The following is an 18,927-nucleotide window of genomic DNA, read 5'->3' as shown; positions in this document are numbered from 1 at the left end:
GGGCGCACGGGTGTGCCTGCCGAGGGCTCCGCTTGGGCGCGTGGGCCTACCGGCTTCGGCACCACGGCCGCCGGTGCGCCCCTCCACTTCCTACGATTGCCCGCATGGAGTTCCCCGGTCTCGGCACCCTGACCGAAGACGACTGCGACGGCCTGGTCAGCGCACCCGTCCACGTCCCCGTGCTGAGCGGCACGCTGCGCTTCCACGTCGACGGCTACCAGGACGACCCGGCGCCGCACGAGTTCCACGCCGCCGTCAAGGTGTTCCTGGCCCTCGACCACAAGGCCCTGGAAGCGGCCTCAACGGCGGTCTTCGACTACTACCGGCACATGGGCGAGATCTTCGGCGACGAGCTGGACGACTTCCCGCGCATCGCCGGACCGGACCAGGTCTGGGACCACGTCACGTTGACCGGCCACGAGGTGACCGTCAGCCGCGGCGCCGCGGACGGCGACCCGGTGTTCGTGTCCGTCGAGGCTGAGTGCGAGTGGGAGGTCGAGCACGGCCTGCAGGTCGTGTTCCGCGAAGGCGCGCGCATCACCAAGGTCGGCCCGTACGACGGGCACCTCACGAACGACGAAGACGTGCTGTACGAACGGTTTTAGACCCTGTCCTGCAAGTCCGTCGGCCGCGCCTGTCACCGGACGGACTTGCAGGACAGGGCCTAAGGACAGAAGTCGGACGGCAGGGCCAGCGTGGGGGAGAGCTCCACCTTGTTCGCCTGGGCCGTGCAGTAGACCTGGAACAGCGTCCACTTGCTCGCCTGCTGGTACACCTCGTCCGGCATCAGCACGAGGTTCAGCACCGGCAGCGCCTTCGCCGTCGTCTGCGGCACCTCGGTCCGCAGCCCCTGCTTCTTCTCGTCCTCGGTCGGCCCGGCCAGCAGCAGGTTCAGCGCGGTCGTGCCGTCGACGAGGCCGGTGTAGTCGCGGCTGCGGCGTGCCAGGCCGTCGCCCTCGGCGTTGACGAGGTAGATGGTCAGCGAGTGCGACGAGACGGTCGGCCCCTCGCCGCCGGTCAGCACGGGGGTCGGGCGGATGCCGCACGACGTGAGCGTCACGAGGGCAAGCGCAACGTGAAGACCGCTCCGCCACCGGGGGCGTTGGCCGCCTCGATGGAGCCGCCGTGCAGGCGTGCGTTCTCCCATGCGATCGCCAATCCCAGCCCGCTGCCCTCGGAACGGGAGCGGGCCGTGTCTGCCTTGTAGAAGCGGTCGAAGATGTGGGGGAGGGCGTCGGCGGGGACGCCGGGGCCGTTGTCGGCGACCTCGACGACACCGGGCCGCACGGTCACCCGCACCGGCACGCCGCCGTGTTTCAAAGCGTTGCCGACGAGGTTCGCCACGATGACGTCGAGGCGGCGGCGGTCCACCCGCACCGCCACGCCCTCGGGCAGCGACGCCTCGACCGAGTCGGTCCAGCCGCGGGCGGCCAGGGTGTCGCGGACTGCGGTGCCGAGGTCCCAGTCGTCCAGTTCGAGGAGGTTGCGGCCCTCGTCGAAGCGGGAGATCTCCATCAGGTCGTTGACCAGGCGGGTGAGCTTGCGGGTCTCGGCGGAGACCAGGCGGGCCGCCACGGCGGTGTCGGGCGGCAGCGTGCCGGCGTCCTCGTCCAGCACCCCGGTCACGGCGTTCATGGCCGTCAGCGGCGTGCGAAGTTCGTGCGACACGTCCGCGACGAACCGGCGGGAGGCGGCCTGCGAGGCCTCCAGTTGCTCGGCCGCGCGGTTGAACGTGCGGGCTAGGTCCGCGAGCTCGTCGGAGCCCCGTTCGTCCACCCTGGTGTCCAGACGGCCCGATCCCAGCGCACGGGCGGCGGCGCCCAGCCGGCGGACGGGCCGCAGCACGCCTCGTGCGGTGAACAACGCCAGACCCAGCGCCAACGGCACGACGAGGCTCACGCCCACCCACGCGGCGGTGGAGAAGCTGTCGATGGCGGTCTGCGTGCCGGTCAGCTCGGTGACCGCCCACACCTCGACGCCGGTGGGGGTGCCGTCGGCGCGCAGCATCGGGATGCCGACCACGACGTACGGGGTGATCATGTCGGTGCGCCGCTGCCACAGGATCTTGTTGCTGGTCTTGAGCATCTCGCGCATCTCGGCGGGGATGAACGACGGCGTGGGCCCGGTGCCCGAGCGCAGGTCCCCGTACAGGACGACCGACGAGCCGCGCAGATAGCCGGCGAACGCGTCGAGGTCGCGCTGCGTCGGCGGCACGCTCAGCTGATGCGCGTACTCGCGGACGTTCGCCACCAGCGGGTTCATGAAGCCGTCCTGCGCGTCCTCCAGCAGCAACGTGCGGGCCGTCGCGTAGGAGGCACCCGCCGCGCCGACCGCGCCCAGGACCGTCAGCAGCAGGAACGCCGCCATCAGCCGCGGGCGCAGGCCGCGCAGCAACGACCTCATCGCGGGCCGAAGCGGTAACCGAAGCCGCGCACGGTGTGCACGTAGCCCGGTTCGGCGGGCACGTCCTCGATCTTCGCGCGCAACCGCTGCACGCACGCGTCGACCAGCCGCGAGTCGCCGAGGTAGTCGTGCTCCCACACCGCTTCGAGGATCTGCTGGCGGGTCAGCACGCGGCCGGGCGTGCGGGACAGTTCGAGCAGCAGCTTGAGCTCGGTCGGGGTCAGCGCGACCTTCACGTCGTTCTTGAGCACCTGAAGTCCTGCCCGATCGATCAGCAGCGACCCGTGCCGTTCGACCGACGACGGCTCCGAGATCGTCCGCCGCAGCACCGCCCGGATGCGGGCCTCCAGCACGCGGGGTTCGACGGGCTTGACCACGTAGTCGTCCGCGCCCGCCTCCAGGCCCGCCACCACGTCGAAGTCGTCGCCGCGGGCGGTCAGCATGATGATCGGCACCTCGGCGTGCGACCGCATCCGGCGGCACGTCTCGAAGCCGTCGATCCCCGGCAGCATGATGTCGAGGACCACAATGTCGGGGCGGGACTCGCGCAGTTGCTCGACGCCTTCCTCACCTGTCGGCGCCGCGCGGACCTCGTGTCCCTGCCGGCGCAACGCCAGTCCGAGTCCTTCACGCACCGAGGGGTCGTCCTCCACCAGCAAGACCATCGCCACGAGATCCATTATCGGCAGGAGACGGCGGGGTCGCCCGTTCTGTAGCGGAACCATGACATGGTGTGGACGTTCCCATGGAGCGGCTCGCGGAATCTCGAACTCATGGCCGGAAGCTTGCTGGGATTCCTCTTCACGTACTTCGCGCTGGTGTGGACGTCGTTCGGGCAGAAGGCGGAGAACGCGGAATTCCCTCCAACCCCGTATGAGCCAGTGACAGCCTGAGCGCCACTTTGGACAGACGGAAGGCCCCGTTTCTCCTTGGCAGAAACGGGGCCTTGTGCTTGAGGGGGCTAGACGTTGGCCCGGTCATGGTCGGGACGCTCTTCGCGCGGGAGGGTCTCGGCGAAGGCTGCGAGGACCGGGATGAGCTTCTCGTTCAGCGGGAGGAGTCCGCGCATCGTGGCGGAGAGCCGGTCGTAGCGCTCATAGCGCGCTTCGGCGGTGGCATCATCGGCGAGGAGATCCGCGACGATCGTGTCCAGCTCGGCTCCGTAGCCGTACAGCTCGGAAGTGGCACTGGTGAGCGTGTGCGTCGTCGTGGAACTGGCCTCGTCCGGCGTCCTGTCCAGCTCGTCGAAGGCGACGTTGCACGCGCGGTGGTACGCGGTCGTCCAGCCGTCGTTGAGCAGCGCGAGCGCGTCGCCGGTCTGGCGGGTCTCGGGGAACTCGATGCGGGCGACGGCCCGAAGGGCCGCGCGGAGCTGGGCGGGCGTGGCCTTGTCGACGGCCTCGGCGAACTCGGGATCAATCTCGGTGGGCACGTGCCTCTCCTCCTGGCGGGACTTCCAGGCGAGATGCTACCGAAAACTCTCGGTGGCTCGAAGTGTTTGTCCGGGCGCGGCGGAAGGTCGTAACCCCACCAGGAGTGGGGATCTGATGCCTCTGTGCCAATAACTCCTATGAAGAGCGTTTACACATAGGTAGTAATAGAGCAAGAGCCCTGGAAGCCCACTCCCAGTGGGGTTCGGTCAGGGCCGCGAACGCAAAAAAGGCCCCCGTTCTCACAGTGGAGAACGGGGGCCTTGCGGTCAGTAACCCATCTGGAGATGCCACTCCGCGTGGTAGTCGGTCCGGTCCGCGGTGACCGGTGAGCCGCACCTGGAGCAGACGAGGAGCGGGACGCCGTCGGGGATCGGCAGGAACGTCACGGCGACCGGTGCGGCCGGCGAGGCCTCGGCCGTCTGCCCCGGTGCGGTGCCTCGACGGCGGGAGGCTACGAGTTCCTCGTGGAAGCGGCTCACACGGTCACCTCCAGGGCGAGCCTCAAGGGCTGGTCGTTGGACTCGCGGACGAGGGCGTAGGGCGACGTGAGCGGGCCGATGCGGATTCCGCTGGGGACGGCGTCGAGGATGAGGCCGAAGCGCTGCTCTACCTCGGCGATGGCCTTGACGAACGCGGCGGCCTTGCGGGCCTCGTCGGGGTCGAGCGTCTGGAGCTGGATCACTGGAACCATCCTCGAGAGTGGGGCCCAGGCAGGGAAGCGGGCATGTAAACGACTCCGCCGGGGGTGTAGGTCGGTTCCTCGGTGGGCCAGGAGGGCCGCACGTCGGCGGCCAGGTCCTCGGCCTCGACGTCGAAGAGGACCGCCGTGGCGACGACGGCGGCCCTCTCGATCGGCATGAGCTGGTCCAGGGCGGTCACGTGAAGTCCCCAGTGTGGATAAGGCTGTGGATACGTCCGGCGGTGTCGGCGAGAGCCTGGGCTCCGGCGAGCCGCTCGCCGTCGAGGCCGCGAGGCGTGAAGAACGCTCCGCGCTTGGCCTGGTCCTCCAGGAAGTCGGCCAGTGCGCGGAGCCTGGAGACGGGAATGGTCCGCTCTTCGCGGACTTCCTCCATGTCGACCCAGTTGCCGGGGACGGAGTCGACCTCGTCGCCGGGAGCGTCACCGTCGGCGACCTCGTAGAGCGGGCCGTCCTCGCCGTCGTACTGGATGCGGAGGGCGTCGGAGTCGGGGTCCTTCCAGATACGGACGCTCATCGGATCAACCCGTTTCGCTGGTAGAGGAACAGCAGGTAGGCGGCCTGCCAGGGCTGGAGCTGGAAGCCCGCCGAGGGCGGGTGGGCCGCCAACCAGTCCTGGACGGCGGACACGGTGACAGCGGGCTCGGGGTGCGCGAGGTCGCATCCGACGTCTGCGCACCCGAGGTCGGGGTGGGCCTGGACGTGGCCGACCGAGCAGCACGCCTCGCAGTGGCCGGGGTCGCCGACGGACTGGCGCTCGGAGCAGCTCCCCGCGAAGCGGTGCGGGAACTGGCGGTAGGGGTAGCGGGTCACGTGTCGCTCCACTTCGTTCGCGCGCGGAGGCCCTCGATCCAGCGGCGGATGTCGCGGCGGGTGTGGCTCTGCCAGAGGGCGATGGAGAAGCCGCGTGCGGCGAGGTCGTCGAGGGCCTCCTGGGCGAAGTCCTGGCGGCCCGCTTCGTAGGCGGCTTCGAGGGCCTCGTAGATGACCGTGCGGCCGAAGCGGCGGGGCCAGATCAACGCGAGGCGAGCGCGGCCGAGGCGCGGGGGCTGGTCATCCACTGGTGTGGGCCTCCCAGTCCGCGCGTGCCTCGGCCTCGTCGAGGAAGCCGTGGTCGGACATGCCGCAGGTGCACTCCCAGTCGACGAGCGGGAGTCCGGTGGTGGTGTTCTTCGACCCCTCCCAGGGCGAGAACGTGGCGGCGTGGCCGTCGGCGGTGGCGACGTGGTCCTTCACGTCCGCCGACCACGCCGAGGTGACCGCGTGGAGGTCGTCGAGCGCGGCGAGGAGCGTGGCGGGCTCCGGTGCGGCGAGGGTCTGGAAGAGCGCGGCGAGGACGTGGTCAGCCCACGTGTTCACGCCAGCCTCGACGCGGTCGCCGAGGATGCGCTGGGCCTCCTGGGCTGGAGCCGTCCATTCGAGGCCGGTGCCGTTCCGGCGGGGAGTCGGCTTGGTCGCTTCGGTCATGCACGGGACGTCTGCGAGATCGGCAAAGTCTGCTCACGCGAGTTGGCCCCGCCCTTCGACGAGGGCGGGGCCGGTGGTTCAGGCGATTCCCGAGGCGGCGGCCAGCACGGCGCGAGCGAGTGCCGGAGGGACGGCGTTGCCGATCTGCTGGAAGATCTTCGTCTGGTTGCCCTGCCACGGGTGGCCCGGCGGGAACGACTGGAGGACGGCGGCCTCGTCCATCGAGATCCGGGCGATTCCAGTCCCGTTGTCGACCCAGCGGCCCGCGTCCTTTTCGGCGTAGATCTGCTTGCGTGCGCCGGAGCCGCCGACCTTCTCGCGGTCGGGGCCGCCCGTGATGCCGGAGGCGATCGTCGGGTAGGGCCGGTGGGTCAGTCCCCAGCCGAGCGCGTCGGCCATGCTCCGCCATGGGAGGAGGGCGGGGTCGCCGTCGGCCTGGGCGACGTTCTTCTTGTAGGGCCGGTGAGTCGGGGCCGGGAGCGCCACGCCTCCGTGTAAACGGGCTACGAGGAAGGCGCGCTTGCGGACCTGGGGAACGCCGTACTCCTCGGAGGAGAGCTTGCCGGTTGCGACGGTGTAGCCCTCACGCCGGAACGTCTCGGCCATGTACTCCCAGACGGGCAGCACGGCGGGAACCTGCTCGAAGGCGAGCCACTCGTAGGGGGTTCCGGCGTCGGTCGCGGCGAGGACCCAGCGAAGCGGTTCCAGGACGAGGCCGGTCCGCTCGTCGGTGAAGATCGAGTAGTCGACGGTCTGGCGGGCCTCCAGGGTCTTCGCGAGGCGGTACACGTCGTCCAACGCCTTGCGGCCTTCGCCTCGTCCCGCCGCCGAGAAGGTCTGGCACGGCGGGGAGGCGATGAAGCCGGGGACGGTCCGGAAGGCGACCGGGTCGAAGTCGCGGACGTCGGCTTCGACGGTGAGAAGGCCCGCCGCGCGTCGCGTTTCGCACGCGGCGTGGTCCTTCTCGATTCCGTATGCGGTGATCCCGAGCTGTCGGGCAGCGACGTCCCATCCGCCGGGACCGGCGAAGAGGTCGACGGCGTCATACGCCGGTTCGGCGAAAGTGGAGGGCATTCTCGGGACGTCTGCGAGAAGTGCCCGCCGTGCTCACGAACTCGTAGCCGCGGTGAGGATGGCGCGGGCGAGTACGGGAGGAATCGCGTTGCCGACCTGTTGAAACACCTTCGAGCGGGAGCCGGTCCAGGGGTGCCCGGCGGGGAAGGACTGGAGCGCGGCGGCCTCCTCGACCGTCACGCGGACCGGCTCGGCGTCGCCGTCGGTGCTGGGCCAGCGCTGCCAGCTCCGGGCCTTCTCGGTCACGGTGAACGAAGGCTGGTCGGCGTGCCGGAGGTCGCGAGCGCGGTAGTCCGTGCCGCCGATGGTGATGACCTGAGCGCCGGGGTCAGCGAGCCGCGGGAAGCCGACGAGGCCGGGCGGCCACCCGAGGGCCTCGGCCATCGAGACCCAGGGAAGGAGCTCCGGCTCTCCGGCGTGCTGGGCTCCGCCCTTGCGGAACGGCCGGTGGGTCGGCTCGGGGAGCGCGGCGACTCCGCTTCGGCGGGCGATGAGGATGGCGCGCGAGCGGGTCTGGGGGGCGCCGAACTCGACGGCGTCGAGGTTGCCGGTGACGACGGAGTAGCCCTCGCGGCGCAGTACGCCGGCCACGGCCTCCCAGACCGGGAGCGCGGTGGGGACCTGCTCGAAGGCGGCCCACTCGAAGGGCTGGCCGACGTCGAGGACGGCGAGCATCCACCGGAGCGGCTCCAGGATCAGGGCCGTCCGCTCGTCGATGAAGGCCGAGGTGTCGACGGCCTGGCGGGCTTCGAGGCTCTTGATGCCGATGAGGACGAGGTCGAGGGCCTTCCGCCCGGCACCCTTCCCGGCGACGGAGAAGGTCTGGCACGGCGGGGAGGCGATGAAGCCCGGCACGCCGAGGAACTCGATGGGGTCGAAGTCGCGGACGTCGCCCTCGTAGGTGGGGAGCCCGGCGGCTCGGCGGGTCTGGCACGCGGCGTGGTCCTTCTCGATGCCGCGCGTACGGAGGCCGAGGGAGCGTGCCGCCACGTCCCAGCCTCCCGGACCGGCGAAGAGGTCGACGGCGTCGTAGAAGTCCTGATCCATGCGGGGGACGTCTGCGAGTTTCGGTGGGGCTGCTCACACGAAAAGGCCCCGCCCTCCTGGTAGAGGACGGGGCCGGGGCGGTCAGGCGGCCTTGCGCTTTGGGCGCTGGGGGCGCTTGGGGTCGTCGTAGCCGTGGCGGCGGAGGCAGGCAAGGGCGTTGAGTCGGCCACGGGCCTCGGAGGGCGTCGAGGGGAGGACCGTCACGAACTCGCCCGTGGCCGTTCTGACCTCGTAGTGGTTGTTCTTCTTGCGGGTCACGGCGAAGCCCTGGTTGTCCAGCTCGCGGACGAGGGCGTTGGTCTGCTTGTCCATCGGGGCCTCCGGTCGAGGGGGGAAGGTGGCCCCGCCGGAGAGGCAGGGCCACCGTACGCTTTCGTTGGCTCAGGTCAGCCGTCGACCATCTCGGAGCCGCAGGGGCAGGAGGGGTAGCCCTTGGCGAGCCACTTGGCCGTCGTGCGGACCGTGTAGCCGTCCTCCGGGCAGATGACCTTGAGCATCCGAGTCCCCTGGGCCTTCGGGCCGGAGGAGGAGGGGGAGGTCGGGACCGTCTCGTCGCCGGGGACCTCCGGGCGAACCTTGACCCGGTCGAAGGCGATGAACTTGCCGTGCGGGTACTCGCCCAGCGTTGCGGCGAGGGTGATCATCTCGGCGGCCAGCTCGACCGAGGCCGTGGTGGCGGTCATCGGGCCTTCCAGGCGGAGCCGGGTGGCCGTCTCGGCGAAGCGGCCCTTGTGGCCGCTCTGGCAGTCGTCGGCGGCGTGGATCAGCTCGTGGATCAGGACGTCGAGGACGCGGGCGGTGTCGTCGAGGACCGGGGAGATGAAGATGTGGTTGACCTCGTCGGCGGAGGCGGCTCGCGACCAGCAGACGCCGAGGATGTTCTTGTTCTCGGCGCGGGCCGAGCCACCGAAGCCGACCGAGACGTGGATCTTCTCGGGCAGCGGGAGGCCGACCTCTTCGAAGCGGGGACGGAAGGCCTCGATGGCGGCGTGGAGCCAGGCTTCGCGGGTGATGGTGGGAGCGGACATCGGGGCCTCCTCGGTGTTCCCGGCCCCCGGTGGGCCGGACAAGGAAGAAGTTAACGAAAGCTTTCGGTGACTGGAAGGGTGTAAACGTGTGGGCTCGGTCACACCACCGAAGGCTTTCGGTGGCATGTTGTTTCGGGTGCGCGCATGGACGCCGAGAGGCCCCCTCCTGGAGAGAAGGGGGCCTCGTTGTTCTTCCTGTTTTGACGCGGGGCGTCGGCGTGTGCGCGTGAGTAGAATCCGGCCTATGTCGAACCTAGAAACTCGCGTTCGTGGCCTTCAGACTCGCTTGTCCGAGCTGGCTGGCGAGCGAGACGAGAAGCTCGACCAGCTCGCCAGCGATGTCGCCGAGTTGAAAAAAGACGTCAAGGAGATCTTGACGCTTCTCCGTGCCCGCGAAGGCGGTCAGTAGCGGCGGCCCACGCTATTCCGAAACGGCTCCTGGCGTGTCTGGGGGCCATCGGAAGAGGTTGGACCAGTATGGAGCGCCAGGCCGCTTAGGGCCGCTGGGTTGAAAAGGCGGGTAGCTCATCGCCTGGTCGCCGGTGACGCCGCGGACAACGCACGGGCGGTGGTGACGGCGAGGAGAGTGCATGCTCTGGCTCACGTCTCGTCCGGCGGGAAGTCCGGGTTCGGCGGCAGGCTCGGCGGGTGCGGGTTGTCGGTGGTTGGCCCCGTGGTGCCCCCGCTCTTTCCGTGCCCGGAGGTGGGTCCGGTACCGGCACCGCCTCGCCCGGCGGTATACACCGGCCGGACCCCGATTCCTATTCCGGCCCCGTTGTGAAAGTCGAGAATCCGCATCGTTTCTCCTCGTTGTACATGGACGGCCACAGGCCTCGACGTGCGCGTGGATCGAGGCCTGTGGCCTGTGCTGAAATCCAGGTGCTCACTCGTTCTGACTATTCGATGGCGGGCCTCCTTGTGGTCGACAATGTCGAGGCTTGGGCGTGCGCATCCGGGAGCCGTTCTCGAGATCTGCCGTGCGGCTACTTCGGCTTCTCGGTGTCGCGCAGCTTTCGCGCGTGCTCCGTGATCGCCACGGCGTACATGCCGATGGGGTAGTCGATGGCCCGGCCGGCCAGCTTCCACACCGAGCCAGCGACGAACGACAGGCCGATTGCTCCGACCCACATCAGGACGAGGGCGATGGATGGAGACGTACCGCGGCTAACGTCGATTGCGCCGAGGATCGTCAAGACGGCGAGACCCACGATTAGGAGCCCGCTGGCCAGATGTCCGATCCTCCAGCGCCCGACTGCCAGCCCTTCGGCCTGTAGAACGTCTGCAATTTCGCGGCGCTCGATGGCGGTCAACTTCCCGGCTTCGTCGACCAGGTTGTTTGCGTATTCGACGACCCGTTTCGCGGCGGCCCGGTCGAGGAGGTCTCTCCCTCTCATGAGATGTCGAGCCCTTGCGAGATCTTGGTCAGGTCGTGATTCGAGAGGACGGCGGTCGTCGGGGTGTCGTCGTCGACCACAAATGCGATTCGTCCGAAGCCCCACAGTTCGGCGAGCTTCTCGGGAACCTCGACCACGTCGCCGGCCTCAAGGTGCAAGATGGCGAGAAGTATCTTGACCCTCTTCGAGGAGAAACCCACCAGGGTCAAGCTGTCGTCTTGCTTGGCTACTTCTTTCGTCATTCCGTTCTCCGGCTGGTAGGCGGCTCGATCAGATTCCGCCGCTGGTAAGGGTGGGGATTCTCGATTCGGACGTCTTCGCGAAAGCATGGACAGTCGCACTCGCAAGGGCGGCGGTGGAGCGTGCCGACCTCGGTTACCTCGATCCGCGCTGCTTTTGCCCAGACGTGCTTCTCGGCGTCGCATTCCACACACCAGCCGTCGTTGCTCGAAGCATCTGGGCCAGTGGGGATTCGGGGTATGAACGTCGTTTCCGCTTCGTAGCCGTCGGCTCCGGGAAGCCGGAGAGGTCGGCGAGGATGTCGGCTATTCGGTTCGCGGTTGATAGAGCCGTCCAGAACACACACAGCCAGCCCCATGAGGTCACCTCGACCTGCTCGGTGTTCGGGTGGCTTCATCGGCCAGCGAAGCGCAGCGGGGACGACGTTCGGGGGTACGGCGTCCCCGCTGCGGCTTGAGGGCGGGCGAGCGGCGGAGCGCGTACGGGGTGGGAACCCTCGCGCTCTGAACGTCGCTGCCCGCCAGCTTCCTCGACGCTGCCCCCGCCGAGGGTGTGCTTATGGAGGCTTGTGAGCGGCGCATCACGCGCACGCTCCGTCTGCACCCAGTTCGACTTCCTCGACGACGTGGACCGGGGTGGAGTACCTCAGGAAGAGCTTCATGAGGCGCACCCGGACATCCATCGTCGGAGACAGATGGTCGAGCGACGGCATCACGACGCCCTTGACGAACGGGAGCGCCAGCACGTCCGTCAGAGCGGTGAAACCGATTCGGTCCGCCTCGCTCCCAGAGACCTCGCGGTCGATGAACACCGGGCCGAGAATCAGTCCCTTCGCGCGGCAGAAGGCGCGGACGCTCTCGCAGAGCGGCCCGAGCGCTGCTGGATCGGCGGGCTCAATCCGCACGTAGCCGACAACGCAGTCTTCGGGGTCGTCGGGCTTGGCGTCGCCGTTCCGTAGTTCGGGCCTCATCGCGTACCTCCTCCGGTGCGAGGTACGACTGTGCGGCGATTCTCGTATGACTGGAAACGACAGGCGCGTATACGGATCTTGATCACGTATGCGTCGGAGGTATATCACCTGAACAGAGGGTGTCTGGACGTATACGTTTCGATGGAAACCGTCGCTACGATGGGTGTGTGACCAAGACGCGTCGCGGGTGCGCCCGGTGTGGCGCTCGCCTGGCAAATGACCAGCGGGCGAACGTTTGCACGCCGTGCGCCAAGAAGCCCGGAGCCCAGGCGTTTACACGTCGCCCTCCGGCGTGCGGTGCCGCCTTCTGGCAGGACTCCGCGGTGCGGGAAGCGTTGCGGGCCAAGCACTTTGGGCGCTTCCTGTACGCCTACCGGCACGCTCACACCCCGGTCATCACCCAGCAGAAGATGGGCGACTGGCTCGGCTTGAGCCAGGCTCAGGTCAGTCGGCTGGAGGGTGCGGAGAAGCCGCCCTCGGACCTGGACAAGTTGGAGAAGTGGGCCGGTGTGCTGGCGGTACCCGCAGATCTTCTGTGGTTCGACCTCGGCGATACTTCGGACGAATCCGGCGTGGCTCCGGAAAAAGCTAACCTCGAAGACGTGGACCGACGAGAATTGTTGAAGTTCGCCGGGGCCGCGTTGGCGGCAGGCTCCGGCCTGTTGGACAGTCCGTGGCAGCGCGTGGCCGACCTGCTCACCCGGCAGAGCCCCGCCGACGCAATCGCAGTCAAGCTGATCGAGGAGAAGACCACCGACTTCTTCCGGTCAGAGGAGACACAGCCAGCGAGAGAGCTGGTTGTCTCCCTGCAAACGCACCGACTACAGATCATGCAACTGGTCAAAACGACGGCAGACGACAGTCTCCGTCGCCGTCTGCTTTCGGCGGCCGGAGAGACTGCGGCGCTCGAAGGCTGGTCGCTGTTCGACGTCGACCGGACGACACCCGCGAAGAACCGGTACGAGACAGCGATCGACCTGGCCCGCCAGGCCGGCGACAACGCGCTGGAAGCGTGTGTGCTGGCCTACTGGAGCTACCTGGCGGCGGACCAGAAGGACCCGTACGGAGCGGTCCGGTTGCTCGCCGACGCGAGCGCCAAGGTTCGGGGTGCGGCAGCGGCGACGCAGTCATGGGTGTCCGCGAGGCGCGCGGAGGAGCTGGCTGGCCTCGGCGATGCGTCGGGAACTCTGCGGGCGTTGGACAACGCGATGACGGTGTTCGACTACGCGAACCCGATGACCGAGCGGTCGTGGACCGCCTTCTTCACGCCGAGCAGGCTGGGCGGGCTGTCCGTGTCGGCGTTCGGACGCCTCGGCCACCCAGACACCGACGACGCGGCGAGGAACCTGCTCGACTCCTTGATGCCGACCGAGAACAAGGTCAAGGCGCTCGTCCTCGCGGACCTCGCGACGTCGGCGAGCCGAGTGGCGGACTTCGACCGGGTAGATGCGCTGGTTGGCCAAGCTGCGCCGCTGGCTGTCCGCACCGAGGCGAGCCTGGCGATTGACCGGTTGTGGGAGCTGGTCGAGCTGCTCCCAGAGGACCGCCGGAGTGCGGCGGGCCGTACGCGAGAGCAGCTCACCCAACAGCTTCTGGCCTAGCCGCGGCTCTCGGTGCCCAGCCAGTCCAGATACGCGGCGCTGCCACCGATGATCGGAGTGACGACCACCTCGGGCAGGTCGTAGGAGTGGTTGCCGTTGATGTGCTCGACGAGGGCCTCGACGCGGTCGGCGGCGGTCTTGATCTCGACCCGCCACTCCTGGTCTGTCTGGACGTTGCCCTGCCACCGGTAGACGCTGGTGATGGGACTGGTGATCTGGGCGCAAGCGCCAAGGTGGGCATCGACCACGCTGGCCGCGAGAGTTCGGGCCTTCTCTTCGCTGTCGGTCGTGGTTGCAACGATCACGTACTCAGACGACATGGGCTGAGCGTACCGACGAGGCTCCGCGTTTCGCGGTTCGCGGTCGCCACGCATAATCGAACATGTGATCGATGGACTCGGCAGTCGAGCTGAGCCGCCACGCAAGGGCGGGCGGATCGTCCGCCGTAACCCGAAGACGGCGGTCTGGGTCCACCTCGACAAGGTCAACCCGATCGGCGGGCCGCCACGGTTCGCCTTCCCGGAGGGGGTCGATCTTCAGTCACGCGTCCCCGGTGAGCTGCACTTCTGGCAGATGACAACCACCGGGCATTGGGCGGGGTTCGTGTCCTACCGGATCGAACAGAAGGGCGACGGCGGGCTCCGCATGGCGCACCTGGTGATCGAGACGGCTCTGGAGCCGCGAAACGACGTCCCCGCCCGACCGGAGCAACGCGGCCGGAGCTGGCAGGGCTAAGCCACCCCAGAACGTGTAAACGCCCCCGACCTCATCGAGGCCGGGGGCGTTCGTTGTTGCTAGCGCGCGAGCGTTTCGACTCCGGCGAAGGTGTACGTGGGGAGGGTCTGGGAGCTGGGGTTGAACGAGAAGGAGAGCGGTACGGATGCGGGGGCCGTGAACTGAGACGTGGTGGTCGTGGTGGAGCCGGTGGTCAGTCGGGCCGGGAGGTCGTTTCGTCCTCCGGGTGAGACGGTCCAGGAGGTCGCCTCGTAGAGGTCTTGGCCGTGGAGGAGCAGCTCGGTCACGGAGTTTCCGGCCGAGGAGAAGACGAATGGCTCGGTGGCGGTGTTCTTCAGCTCGATCGTGATCGTGACCAGGGTGGTCTCGTTCGCCTTGCCTGGCCGGGTGGGGTCGGCGGGGCCGATCTTGACCGAGAGGACACGGGCTTCGAGGCCGGTGCCTGGGAAGGCCGCGGTGGAGGTGGCCGGTCCCATCGTCGTGTCCGGGACGTTGGCGCAGAACTCGGCGTGCGTTCTGGCGAAGTAGGGGTCCTGGCATTGACTCCGGTCGAGCGACGGAGCCGTGGCCGGCGTGGACGCCGAGCTGGTGGAGGTCGAGGGGGAGCTGGCGGGGGCGGCGGAGTTGCCGCCGCCGCAAGCCGACATGGTCAGGGCAGCGGCCAGCGCGAGTAGAGCGACCGAGAGCTTGCGGTGAGTCACCCGAGCAAGGTACCTGCCTTGACCAGCAGTGCAAGGCGTTTCGGGTCACTCCGGGCGCTGGGAGAACCGCGCGCGGTCGAGGAGGAAGGCGATGACGGGGCCGACGAGGGCGGCCGGGATGATCACCGGGTTGGTGTGGTCGTTGACCGAGAAGAAGAAGGCTCCCTCCTTGCCGTGCTTGGGGCAGTTGTGCTCGGCGTAGGCGATGGTCAGGACATCGTCGTTGAAGTCCTTGACGACGAACTGGTTGCCGGGGCCGGGCAAGACGAAGCCCTCGTAGTGCTCCAGATCGTCGGCGTGCGTGGGCTGGAGGCGGTCGGAGACCTTCGCGTCCTCGGCACCGAGGGCGATCTCCGCATCGTGCGCCCAGGCGGCCAGCTCGGGGTCGCCGTCGAAGATCGCGCGGAGCTGGGCGTCGACCACCTCGTCCGGCTCGGCGGGCCGGTAGGCGTCGGCGAAGGGCTCGACGACGTCGAGGCCGAGCCAGCGGGTACCGCCGTCGGTGGCGACCTGGACGACGTCGAGGTCCGAGCCGTCGGGCTCGGTCTTGGTGGTCTGCTGGATGACGGTGACGATGTCGCCTGCGGCCAGCTCGGTCGAGTAGGGCTCGTCGACCAGGACGCGGACCTTGTCACCGGGGCGGTAGGAGGGGGAGGGGGTGGTGGTCTCGGACACGCGGGTCTCCTTGGGAACGTGGAAGAGGCCCGGCCACCAGGACCTCGAAGGTCAGCTGGTGGCCGGGCCTCGGCTCGGGGTGGTGCGGGTTCAGCGCGCGGCGTGAGCGACCTTCGCGGCCTGGAGGTAGCGGATGAGCTTGTCGACGTCGCTGGTCTTGAGGTAGGTGGTGCCGTAGCTCTCGAACCTGACGACGTCGTCGTCCGGGGTGTCGTCGAACCGGACGGCCAGCTCGTCTACGTTGAGCTCGGAGCGGACGACCTCGCGGGCCTCGTCGTTCGGCATCGTCGGTGCGGGCTTGGCGGCGTCGAGCAGGGTCTGGACGGCAGACTGGACGGCGGACTGGAGTGAGGTGCTCGCGGAACGAGTGACCTCGGCGAAGTCGGCGACGTCGGCGATGCGCGTGACGGGCTTGTGCTCGCCCAGGAGGAACTCGGCGACCCCGATGAGGTCGTCCAGGTGCGCCTCGGGACCACCGAGGAGCTGGTGGGCGAGCGCGGCGGCCTGGGCGCGCTTGACGTCGATGAGGACCGGTCCCTCGGCCTCGGCGGGCTTGGTCGTGCGGGTGGCGTTCGAGGTGTGGATGGCCCAGGGGGTGCTGACGTTGGTGGTGACGACGGCCTCGATGGTGCGGGCGCGAACGACGTGCGGGCTGATACCGAGAGGGTTGGCGACCTGGACGATGTAGGCCCCGGTGTTGCCCATGCCGGACCGGCCGAGGTAGACGCCCTCCATGCCGACGAAGCGGCGATCGGCGAGGGCTTCGGTCTGGCGGATGGTGACGCGCTGGTTGCGGCGGAACGTCGTGCTCACGGTGCTCCTCGTTCTTTGCGGTGCGGGGTCAATCGGGGACGTCTGCGACTTGGCGGGTTTCTGCTCACGCGACTTCGAGGCCCCGCCGTCCGATGTGGACGACGGGGCCGTTGAGGGGAGGAGGGGTCAGCCGCGGAGCTGGTCGATGCCGTCCCAGATCAGGTCGACTACGGCGGTGCCGACGAAGATGCCGACGGCAAGAGCGACACAGACCCAGGACCAGGCGGCCAGTGCGGCGATGAGGAAGCCGATGAGGCTCCCGCTCCCGACGGCGCGCAAGACCTTCGTGTGGGCGGCTTCGGGCCGCTTCGGCGCGCTCACGAGGCGATCCCGGCGGGGGTCTTGACCTCGCAGGCGTCCGTGGTGCAGTACGCCTCGCCGACCGCGTCGAGTGCCCGGCCGGCGTAGACCTCGGAGAGGTCGACGCGCATGAGCCGGAACTGGGCGCGGACATAGGCCTCGGCCGTGATCTCCTCGTAGGGCATCTGGGCGTAGGCCCCGCCCATCGGCAGGAAGCTCACGGTCTTGAGCTGGCCTTCGTACATCGCCAGGACGGTCCCGACGTGCTGGCCCTCCGTCGCCGGGTCGAAGGAGACCGTGACGGAGACGGAGTTGTCGCTCCAGTACCGCTGGGCGGTCGCGGCGAGGTTGGCCTTCTCGAAGATCGAGACATCCTTCTCGGAGCGCTTCGCCTGGGACTGGACGGGGAACGTGACGACCACCGAGGTCCCCGGCGTGTAAACGGAGTCCTCGACGTCGTAGCCCGCCCAGCGGAAGAGCGGGACGAGCGGGTCCTCCGCCGCGAAGACGACACGGCGGTTGAAGAACTCCCCGCCGGGAGCCCAGTGGGCACCGGGGGACTCACCGGCCAGGATCGAGACCGTTCCGCTCGGCTTGACCGTGGTGCCCTTGATGGACTCGCGGACGCAGAGCCACTCCGAATAGACCGTGTCGTAGTGCTGGACGGTGCTGTAGCCCGCCTCCATCCAGCGGCGCAGCTCGGCCAGGCCGTGCCGGTCGGCGAAGTTGGCGATGCCAGACATGGAGGTCCCGATCCGGCGGTTGCGCTGCATGATCGCGTTCGTCCTTGCCCAGTGGGTCGGCAGGAGCGTCACGGTCTTCGCGTACATGAAGGCGAACTTCAGCGTGCGGAGGTAGTCGTCGAGGTTCTCGTGGCGGTTGAGGTAGGTCTCGACGAGCGTGCAGCACTCGAAGGACTCCAGCGTCTGCTCCGCGCAGGGGTTGTAGCCCGCCGCTCGGTGGTCGCGGCCGTTGGGCGGGTCGACGAGCCTGCCGTAGTCGCGGGAAAGGTCCATCCACACCACGCCGGGTTCGCCGTTGCGCTGGATGCCCTCGACGACGCGGGAGAGGTCGTCGCCGACGTTCACGGCGACGGAGTTGTTGCTCATCCAGCCCCACTCCGCTCGAGATGCGGCCGAGCCCGCGAAGTCCTTGGCGTTGAGGAACTCCTCGTCGTCGATCGTGCCCAGCGCCAGCTCGGCGGAGCGACGGACGTTGCCGGACACGACACAGACGCCGATGAGGTTGCCGATGTCGAGGATGTCCGTGGAGGTCAGGACGGACCGGTACTCCGGCATCCCGACGTCCTGGCCGAAGGTGGCGCGGCGGTCGAGGATTTCCCGGAGCTTCTCGTGGAGACGCCGGAGCGGCTCGGGGCCGGCGGCCGTCCCGCCGAACGTCGTGATCGGCGCTCCGGCCGGGCGGATCTGGGAGTAGTCGAAGAAGACGACCGGGGCGTCCGCCTTGAGGTAGGAGTTCAGCAGCCGCACTACCGACTCCACCCAGCCTTCGCGGGTGTCGGGGATGACGTAGGTGTGGCGGGCGACGTATTCGGCAGTCAGCTCGGGCTCGCGCTCGCGGCGGCTCTCGATGCCGGAGATGCCCGCGTTGTAGACCGGGAAGTTCTTCTCCGCACCCTTGGTGTCGAAGCCGACGCCGATGCCGAGCATGGAGGCTTCCATGAGGAAGGCGAAGGGCTCCGCCGGGTCGGTCTTGGTCATCGAGCCCGTTGAAACGAAGGCGCAGTTCTGGAGGGCGGCGGAGTTGCGGTGTTCGTTGACGAGCGGCGTGCCCATCATCCACAGGCCTCGGCCGGGCGGGGTCCACTTGAAGTGGAACATCCGCTCGAACATCTCCTGGGCGGTCGCGGCGGCCTTGCGGTCCGACCACGGGAGCCGGTTGGACTTCGCGTAGTCCTTCTGGATGGAGAAGACGCCCTCGACCACGCGGCGGCACACCTCCAGCCAGGTCTCCTTCGAGCCGTCGGCCTTGATGCGGGAGTAGGTACGGAGGAACACCAGCTCGCCCACCGAGTTACCGGCGGCGTCGGTGAAACCCCAGGGGACGGGCCGGCCGAGGTAGCTGGCTACGAAGGCGTCAGAGAGCTTGAAGGACAGCATCAGGGCGGTTGCTCCAGGTCACAGGAGATCGGGCGAAGAGCGTCAAGGCGTTCTTGACGGCGAAAAGGCCGCCGCCCAGGCACCGAGGTAGCCAGGGCGGCGGCCGTGTTGAGGGCGGCTTAGCCGCGCTCGTCGCGGAGCCGGATCGCGCGGCCGATGGCCAGCGCTACGGGCACGGAGAGGACGAGCCAGAGGAGGAGGACGAGGGCGAGGGTCACCGGAGGCCGTT

28 protein-coding genes are annotated in these 18,927 nt (G+C 68.6%); 4 read left to right on the top strand and 24 right to left on the bottom strand.

What is annotated here, in order from left to right:
• The first annotated feature begins 104 nt into the window (after window positions 1–104).
• Window positions 105–605 (top strand): DUF6985 domain-containing protein, encoded by a 501-nt coding sequence (locus JNUCC0626_RS18525; RefSeq protein ID WP_394621014.1) that lies wholly within the window; start codon window positions 105–107, stop codon window positions 603–605.
• Between the two features lie 59 nt (window positions 606–664).
• Here the strand turns inward: JNUCC0626_RS18525 and JNUCC0626_RS18520 are convergent, their stop codons facing one another.
• The 15 genes from JNUCC0626_RS18520 to JNUCC0626_RS18450 all read right to left on the bottom strand — a co-directional run bounded on the left by JNUCC0626_RS18520 (window position 665) and on the right by JNUCC0626_RS18450 (window position 9,149).
• Entirely contained in the window at window positions 665–1,060 is a 396-nt protein-coding gene (locus tag JNUCC0626_RS18520) for a hypothetical protein (RefSeq protein WP_394621013.1), read from the bottom strand.
• Window positions 1,057–2,403 carry a sensor histidine kinase gene (locus JNUCC0626_RS18515; RefSeq protein WP_394621012.1) on the bottom strand — a complete coding sequence of 449 codons (1,347 nt, stop codon included), beginning with the start codon at window positions 2,401–2,403 and terminating at the stop codon, window positions 1,057–1,059. The genes JNUCC0626_RS18520 and JNUCC0626_RS18515 overlap by 4 nt, the downstream gene beginning before the upstream one ends.
• The gene (locus JNUCC0626_RS18510) at window positions 2,400–3,074 is read right to left on the bottom strand and encodes a response regulator (RefSeq protein ID WP_394621011.1); all 675 of its coding nucleotides are present in this window, start codon (window positions 3,072–3,074) and stop codon (window positions 2,400–2,402) included. The genes JNUCC0626_RS18515 and JNUCC0626_RS18510 overlap by 4 nt, the downstream gene beginning before the upstream one ends.
• Window positions 3,075–3,364: 290 nt before the next feature.
• On the bottom strand, window positions 3,365–3,835 hold the full coding sequence (locus JNUCC0626_RS18505) for a hypothetical protein (RefSeq protein ID WP_394621010.1): 471 nt from the start codon (window positions 3,833–3,835) through the stop codon (window positions 3,365–3,367).
• 267 nt (window positions 3,836–4,102) lie between these two features.
• Window positions 4,103–4,315, bottom strand: coding sequence for a hypothetical protein (locus JNUCC0626_RS18500; RefSeq protein WP_394621009.1), 213 nt, complete (start codon window positions 4,313–4,315; stop codon window positions 4,103–4,105).
• Window positions 4,312–4,518, bottom strand: a complete 207-nt coding sequence (locus tag JNUCC0626_RS18495; protein ID WP_394621008.1) for a hypothetical protein — start codon at window positions 4,516–4,518, stop codon at window positions 4,312–4,314. The genes JNUCC0626_RS18500 and JNUCC0626_RS18495 overlap by 4 nt, the downstream gene beginning before the upstream one ends.
• Window positions 4,515–4,715, bottom strand: coding sequence for a hypothetical protein (locus JNUCC0626_RS18490; RefSeq protein ID WP_394621007.1), 201 nt, complete (start codon window positions 4,713–4,715; stop codon window positions 4,515–4,517). The genes JNUCC0626_RS18495 and JNUCC0626_RS18490 overlap by 4 nt, the downstream gene beginning before the upstream one ends.
• Entirely contained in the window at window positions 4,712–5,050 is a 339-nt protein-coding gene (locus JNUCC0626_RS18485; RefSeq protein ID WP_394621006.1) for a hypothetical protein, read from the bottom strand. The genes JNUCC0626_RS18490 and JNUCC0626_RS18485 overlap by 4 nt, the downstream gene beginning before the upstream one ends.
• Window positions 5,047–5,346 (bottom strand): hypothetical protein, encoded by a 300-nt coding sequence (locus JNUCC0626_RS18480; RefSeq protein ID WP_394621005.1) that lies wholly within the window; start codon window positions 5,344–5,346, stop codon window positions 5,047–5,049. Before JNUCC0626_RS18480 ends, JNUCC0626_RS18485 begins: the two co-directional genes overlap by 4 nt.
• The gene (locus tag JNUCC0626_RS18475; RefSeq protein ID WP_394621004.1) at window positions 5,343–5,594 is read right to left on the bottom strand and encodes a hypothetical protein; all 252 of its coding nucleotides are present in this window, start codon (window positions 5,592–5,594) and stop codon (window positions 5,343–5,345) included. The genes JNUCC0626_RS18480 and JNUCC0626_RS18475 overlap by 4 nt, the downstream gene beginning before the upstream one ends.
• Window positions 5,587–6,000: a hypothetical protein gene (locus JNUCC0626_RS18470; protein ID WP_394621003.1), complete on the bottom strand. Its 414-nt coding sequence runs from the start codon at window positions 5,998–6,000 to the stop codon at window positions 5,587–5,589. The genes JNUCC0626_RS18475 and JNUCC0626_RS18470 overlap by 8 nt, the downstream gene beginning before the upstream one ends.
• A 78-nt stretch (window positions 6,001–6,078) precedes the next feature.
• The gene (locus JNUCC0626_RS18465; protein ID WP_394621002.1) at window positions 6,079–7,074 is read right to left on the bottom strand and encodes a DNA cytosine methyltransferase; all 996 of its coding nucleotides are present in this window, start codon (window positions 7,072–7,074) and stop codon (window positions 6,079–6,081) included.
• Between the two features lie 33 nt (window positions 7,075–7,107).
• Window positions 7,108–8,121 (bottom strand): DNA cytosine methyltransferase, encoded by a 1,014-nt coding sequence (locus tag JNUCC0626_RS18460; RefSeq protein ID WP_394621001.1) that lies wholly within the window; start codon window positions 8,119–8,121, stop codon window positions 7,108–7,110.
• An 81-nt stretch (window positions 8,122–8,202) separates the two neighbouring features.
• Window positions 8,203–8,433 (bottom strand): hypothetical protein, encoded by a 231-nt coding sequence (locus JNUCC0626_RS18455; protein ID WP_394621000.1) that lies wholly within the window; start codon window positions 8,431–8,433, stop codon window positions 8,203–8,205.
• Between the two features lie 74 nt (window positions 8,434–8,507).
• A complete protein-coding gene (locus JNUCC0626_RS18450) occupies window positions 8,508–9,149 on the bottom strand; it encodes a hypothetical protein (protein ID WP_394620999.1) in 642 nt (213 codons plus the stop codon).
• A 244-nt stretch (window positions 9,150–9,393) separates the two neighbouring features.
• Between JNUCC0626_RS18450 and JNUCC0626_RS18445 the strand changes: the two genes are divergently transcribed.
• Window positions 9,394–9,558, top strand: a complete 165-nt coding sequence (locus JNUCC0626_RS18445) for a hypothetical protein (RefSeq protein WP_394620998.1) — start codon at window positions 9,394–9,396, stop codon at window positions 9,556–9,558.
• Window positions 9,559–10,132: 574 nt separating this feature from the next.
• Here the strand turns inward: JNUCC0626_RS18445 and JNUCC0626_RS18440 are convergent.
• From JNUCC0626_RS18440 to JNUCC0626_RS18430, 3 genes are all read right to left on the bottom strand, one after another.
• Window positions 10,133–10,543, bottom strand: a complete 411-nt coding sequence (locus tag JNUCC0626_RS18440; RefSeq protein WP_394620997.1) for a hypothetical protein — start codon at window positions 10,541–10,543, stop codon at window positions 10,133–10,135.
• Entirely contained in the window at window positions 10,540–10,785 is a 246-nt protein-coding gene (locus tag JNUCC0626_RS18435; protein ID WP_394620996.1) for a hypothetical protein, read from the bottom strand. The genes JNUCC0626_RS18440 and JNUCC0626_RS18435 overlap by 4 nt, the downstream gene beginning before the upstream one ends.
• A gap of 578 nt (window positions 10,786–11,363) precedes the next feature.
• Window positions 11,364–11,753, bottom strand: coding sequence for a recombinase family protein (locus tag JNUCC0626_RS18430; protein WP_394620995.1), 390 nt, complete (start codon window positions 11,751–11,753; stop codon window positions 11,364–11,366).
• Window positions 11,754–12,076: 323 nt separating this feature from the next.
• On the opposite strand from JNUCC0626_RS18430, the gene JNUCC0626_RS18425 reads away from it, so the two are divergent.
• The gene (locus tag JNUCC0626_RS18425; protein WP_394620994.1) at window positions 12,077–13,354 is read left to right on the top strand and encodes a helix-turn-helix domain-containing protein; all 1,278 of its coding nucleotides are present in this window, start codon (window positions 12,077–12,079) and stop codon (window positions 13,352–13,354) included.
• On the opposite strand, the gene cutA is transcribed toward JNUCC0626_RS18425, so the two are convergent.
• Entirely contained in the window at window positions 13,351–13,674 is a 324-nt protein-coding gene (gene cutA / locus JNUCC0626_RS18420; protein ID WP_394620993.1) for a divalent-cation tolerance protein CutA, read from the bottom strand. The genes JNUCC0626_RS18425 and cutA overlap by 4 nt on opposite strands.
• 64 nt (window positions 13,675–13,738) lie before the next feature.
• On the opposite strand from cutA, the gene JNUCC0626_RS18415 reads away from it, so the two are divergent.
• Complete coding sequence (locus JNUCC0626_RS18415; protein WP_394620992.1) at window positions 13,739–14,089, top strand: hypothetical protein; 351 nt, start codon at window positions 13,739–13,741, stop codon at window positions 14,087–14,089.
• A gap of 59 nt (window positions 14,090–14,148) precedes the next feature.
• Here JNUCC0626_RS18415 and JNUCC0626_RS18410 read toward each other — a convergent pair whose 3' ends face one another.
• The 5 genes from JNUCC0626_RS18410 to nrdJ form a co-directional block, all read right to left on the bottom strand.
• Complete coding sequence (locus tag JNUCC0626_RS18410) at window positions 14,149–14,790, bottom strand: hypothetical protein (protein ID WP_394620991.1); 642 nt, start codon at window positions 14,788–14,790, stop codon at window positions 14,149–14,151.
• Between the two features lie 45 nt (window positions 14,791–14,835).
• Window positions 14,836–15,465, bottom strand: a complete 630-nt coding sequence (locus tag JNUCC0626_RS18405; RefSeq protein WP_394620990.1) for a hypothetical protein — start codon at window positions 15,463–15,465, stop codon at window positions 14,836–14,838.
• Between the two features lie 90 nt (window positions 15,466–15,555).
• Window positions 15,556–16,278, bottom strand: coding sequence for a hypothetical protein (locus tag JNUCC0626_RS18400; RefSeq protein WP_394620989.1), 723 nt, complete (start codon window positions 16,276–16,278; stop codon window positions 15,556–15,558).
• A gap of 126 nt (window positions 16,279–16,404) precedes the next feature.
• A complete protein-coding gene (locus JNUCC0626_RS18395) occupies window positions 16,405–16,599 on the bottom strand; it encodes a hypothetical protein (RefSeq protein WP_394620988.1) in 195 nt (64 codons plus the stop codon).
• The gene (gene nrdJ, locus JNUCC0626_RS18390; protein ID WP_394620987.1) at window positions 16,596–18,698 is read right to left on the bottom strand and encodes a ribonucleoside-triphosphate reductase, adenosylcobalamin-dependent; all 2,103 of its coding nucleotides are present in this window, start codon (window positions 18,696–18,698) and stop codon (window positions 16,596–16,598) included. Before nrdJ ends, JNUCC0626_RS18395 begins: the two co-directional genes overlap by 4 nt.
• Between the last annotated feature and the right edge of the window lie 229 nt (window positions 18,699–18,927).

This window comes from Lentzea sp. JNUCC 0626 (genome assembly GCF_043632865.1).
Classification (GTDB): Bacteria; Actinomycetota; Actinomycetes; order Mycobacteriales; family Pseudonocardiaceae; genus Lentzea.
This window is presented reverse-complemented; position numbering and strand designations above follow the sequence as displayed.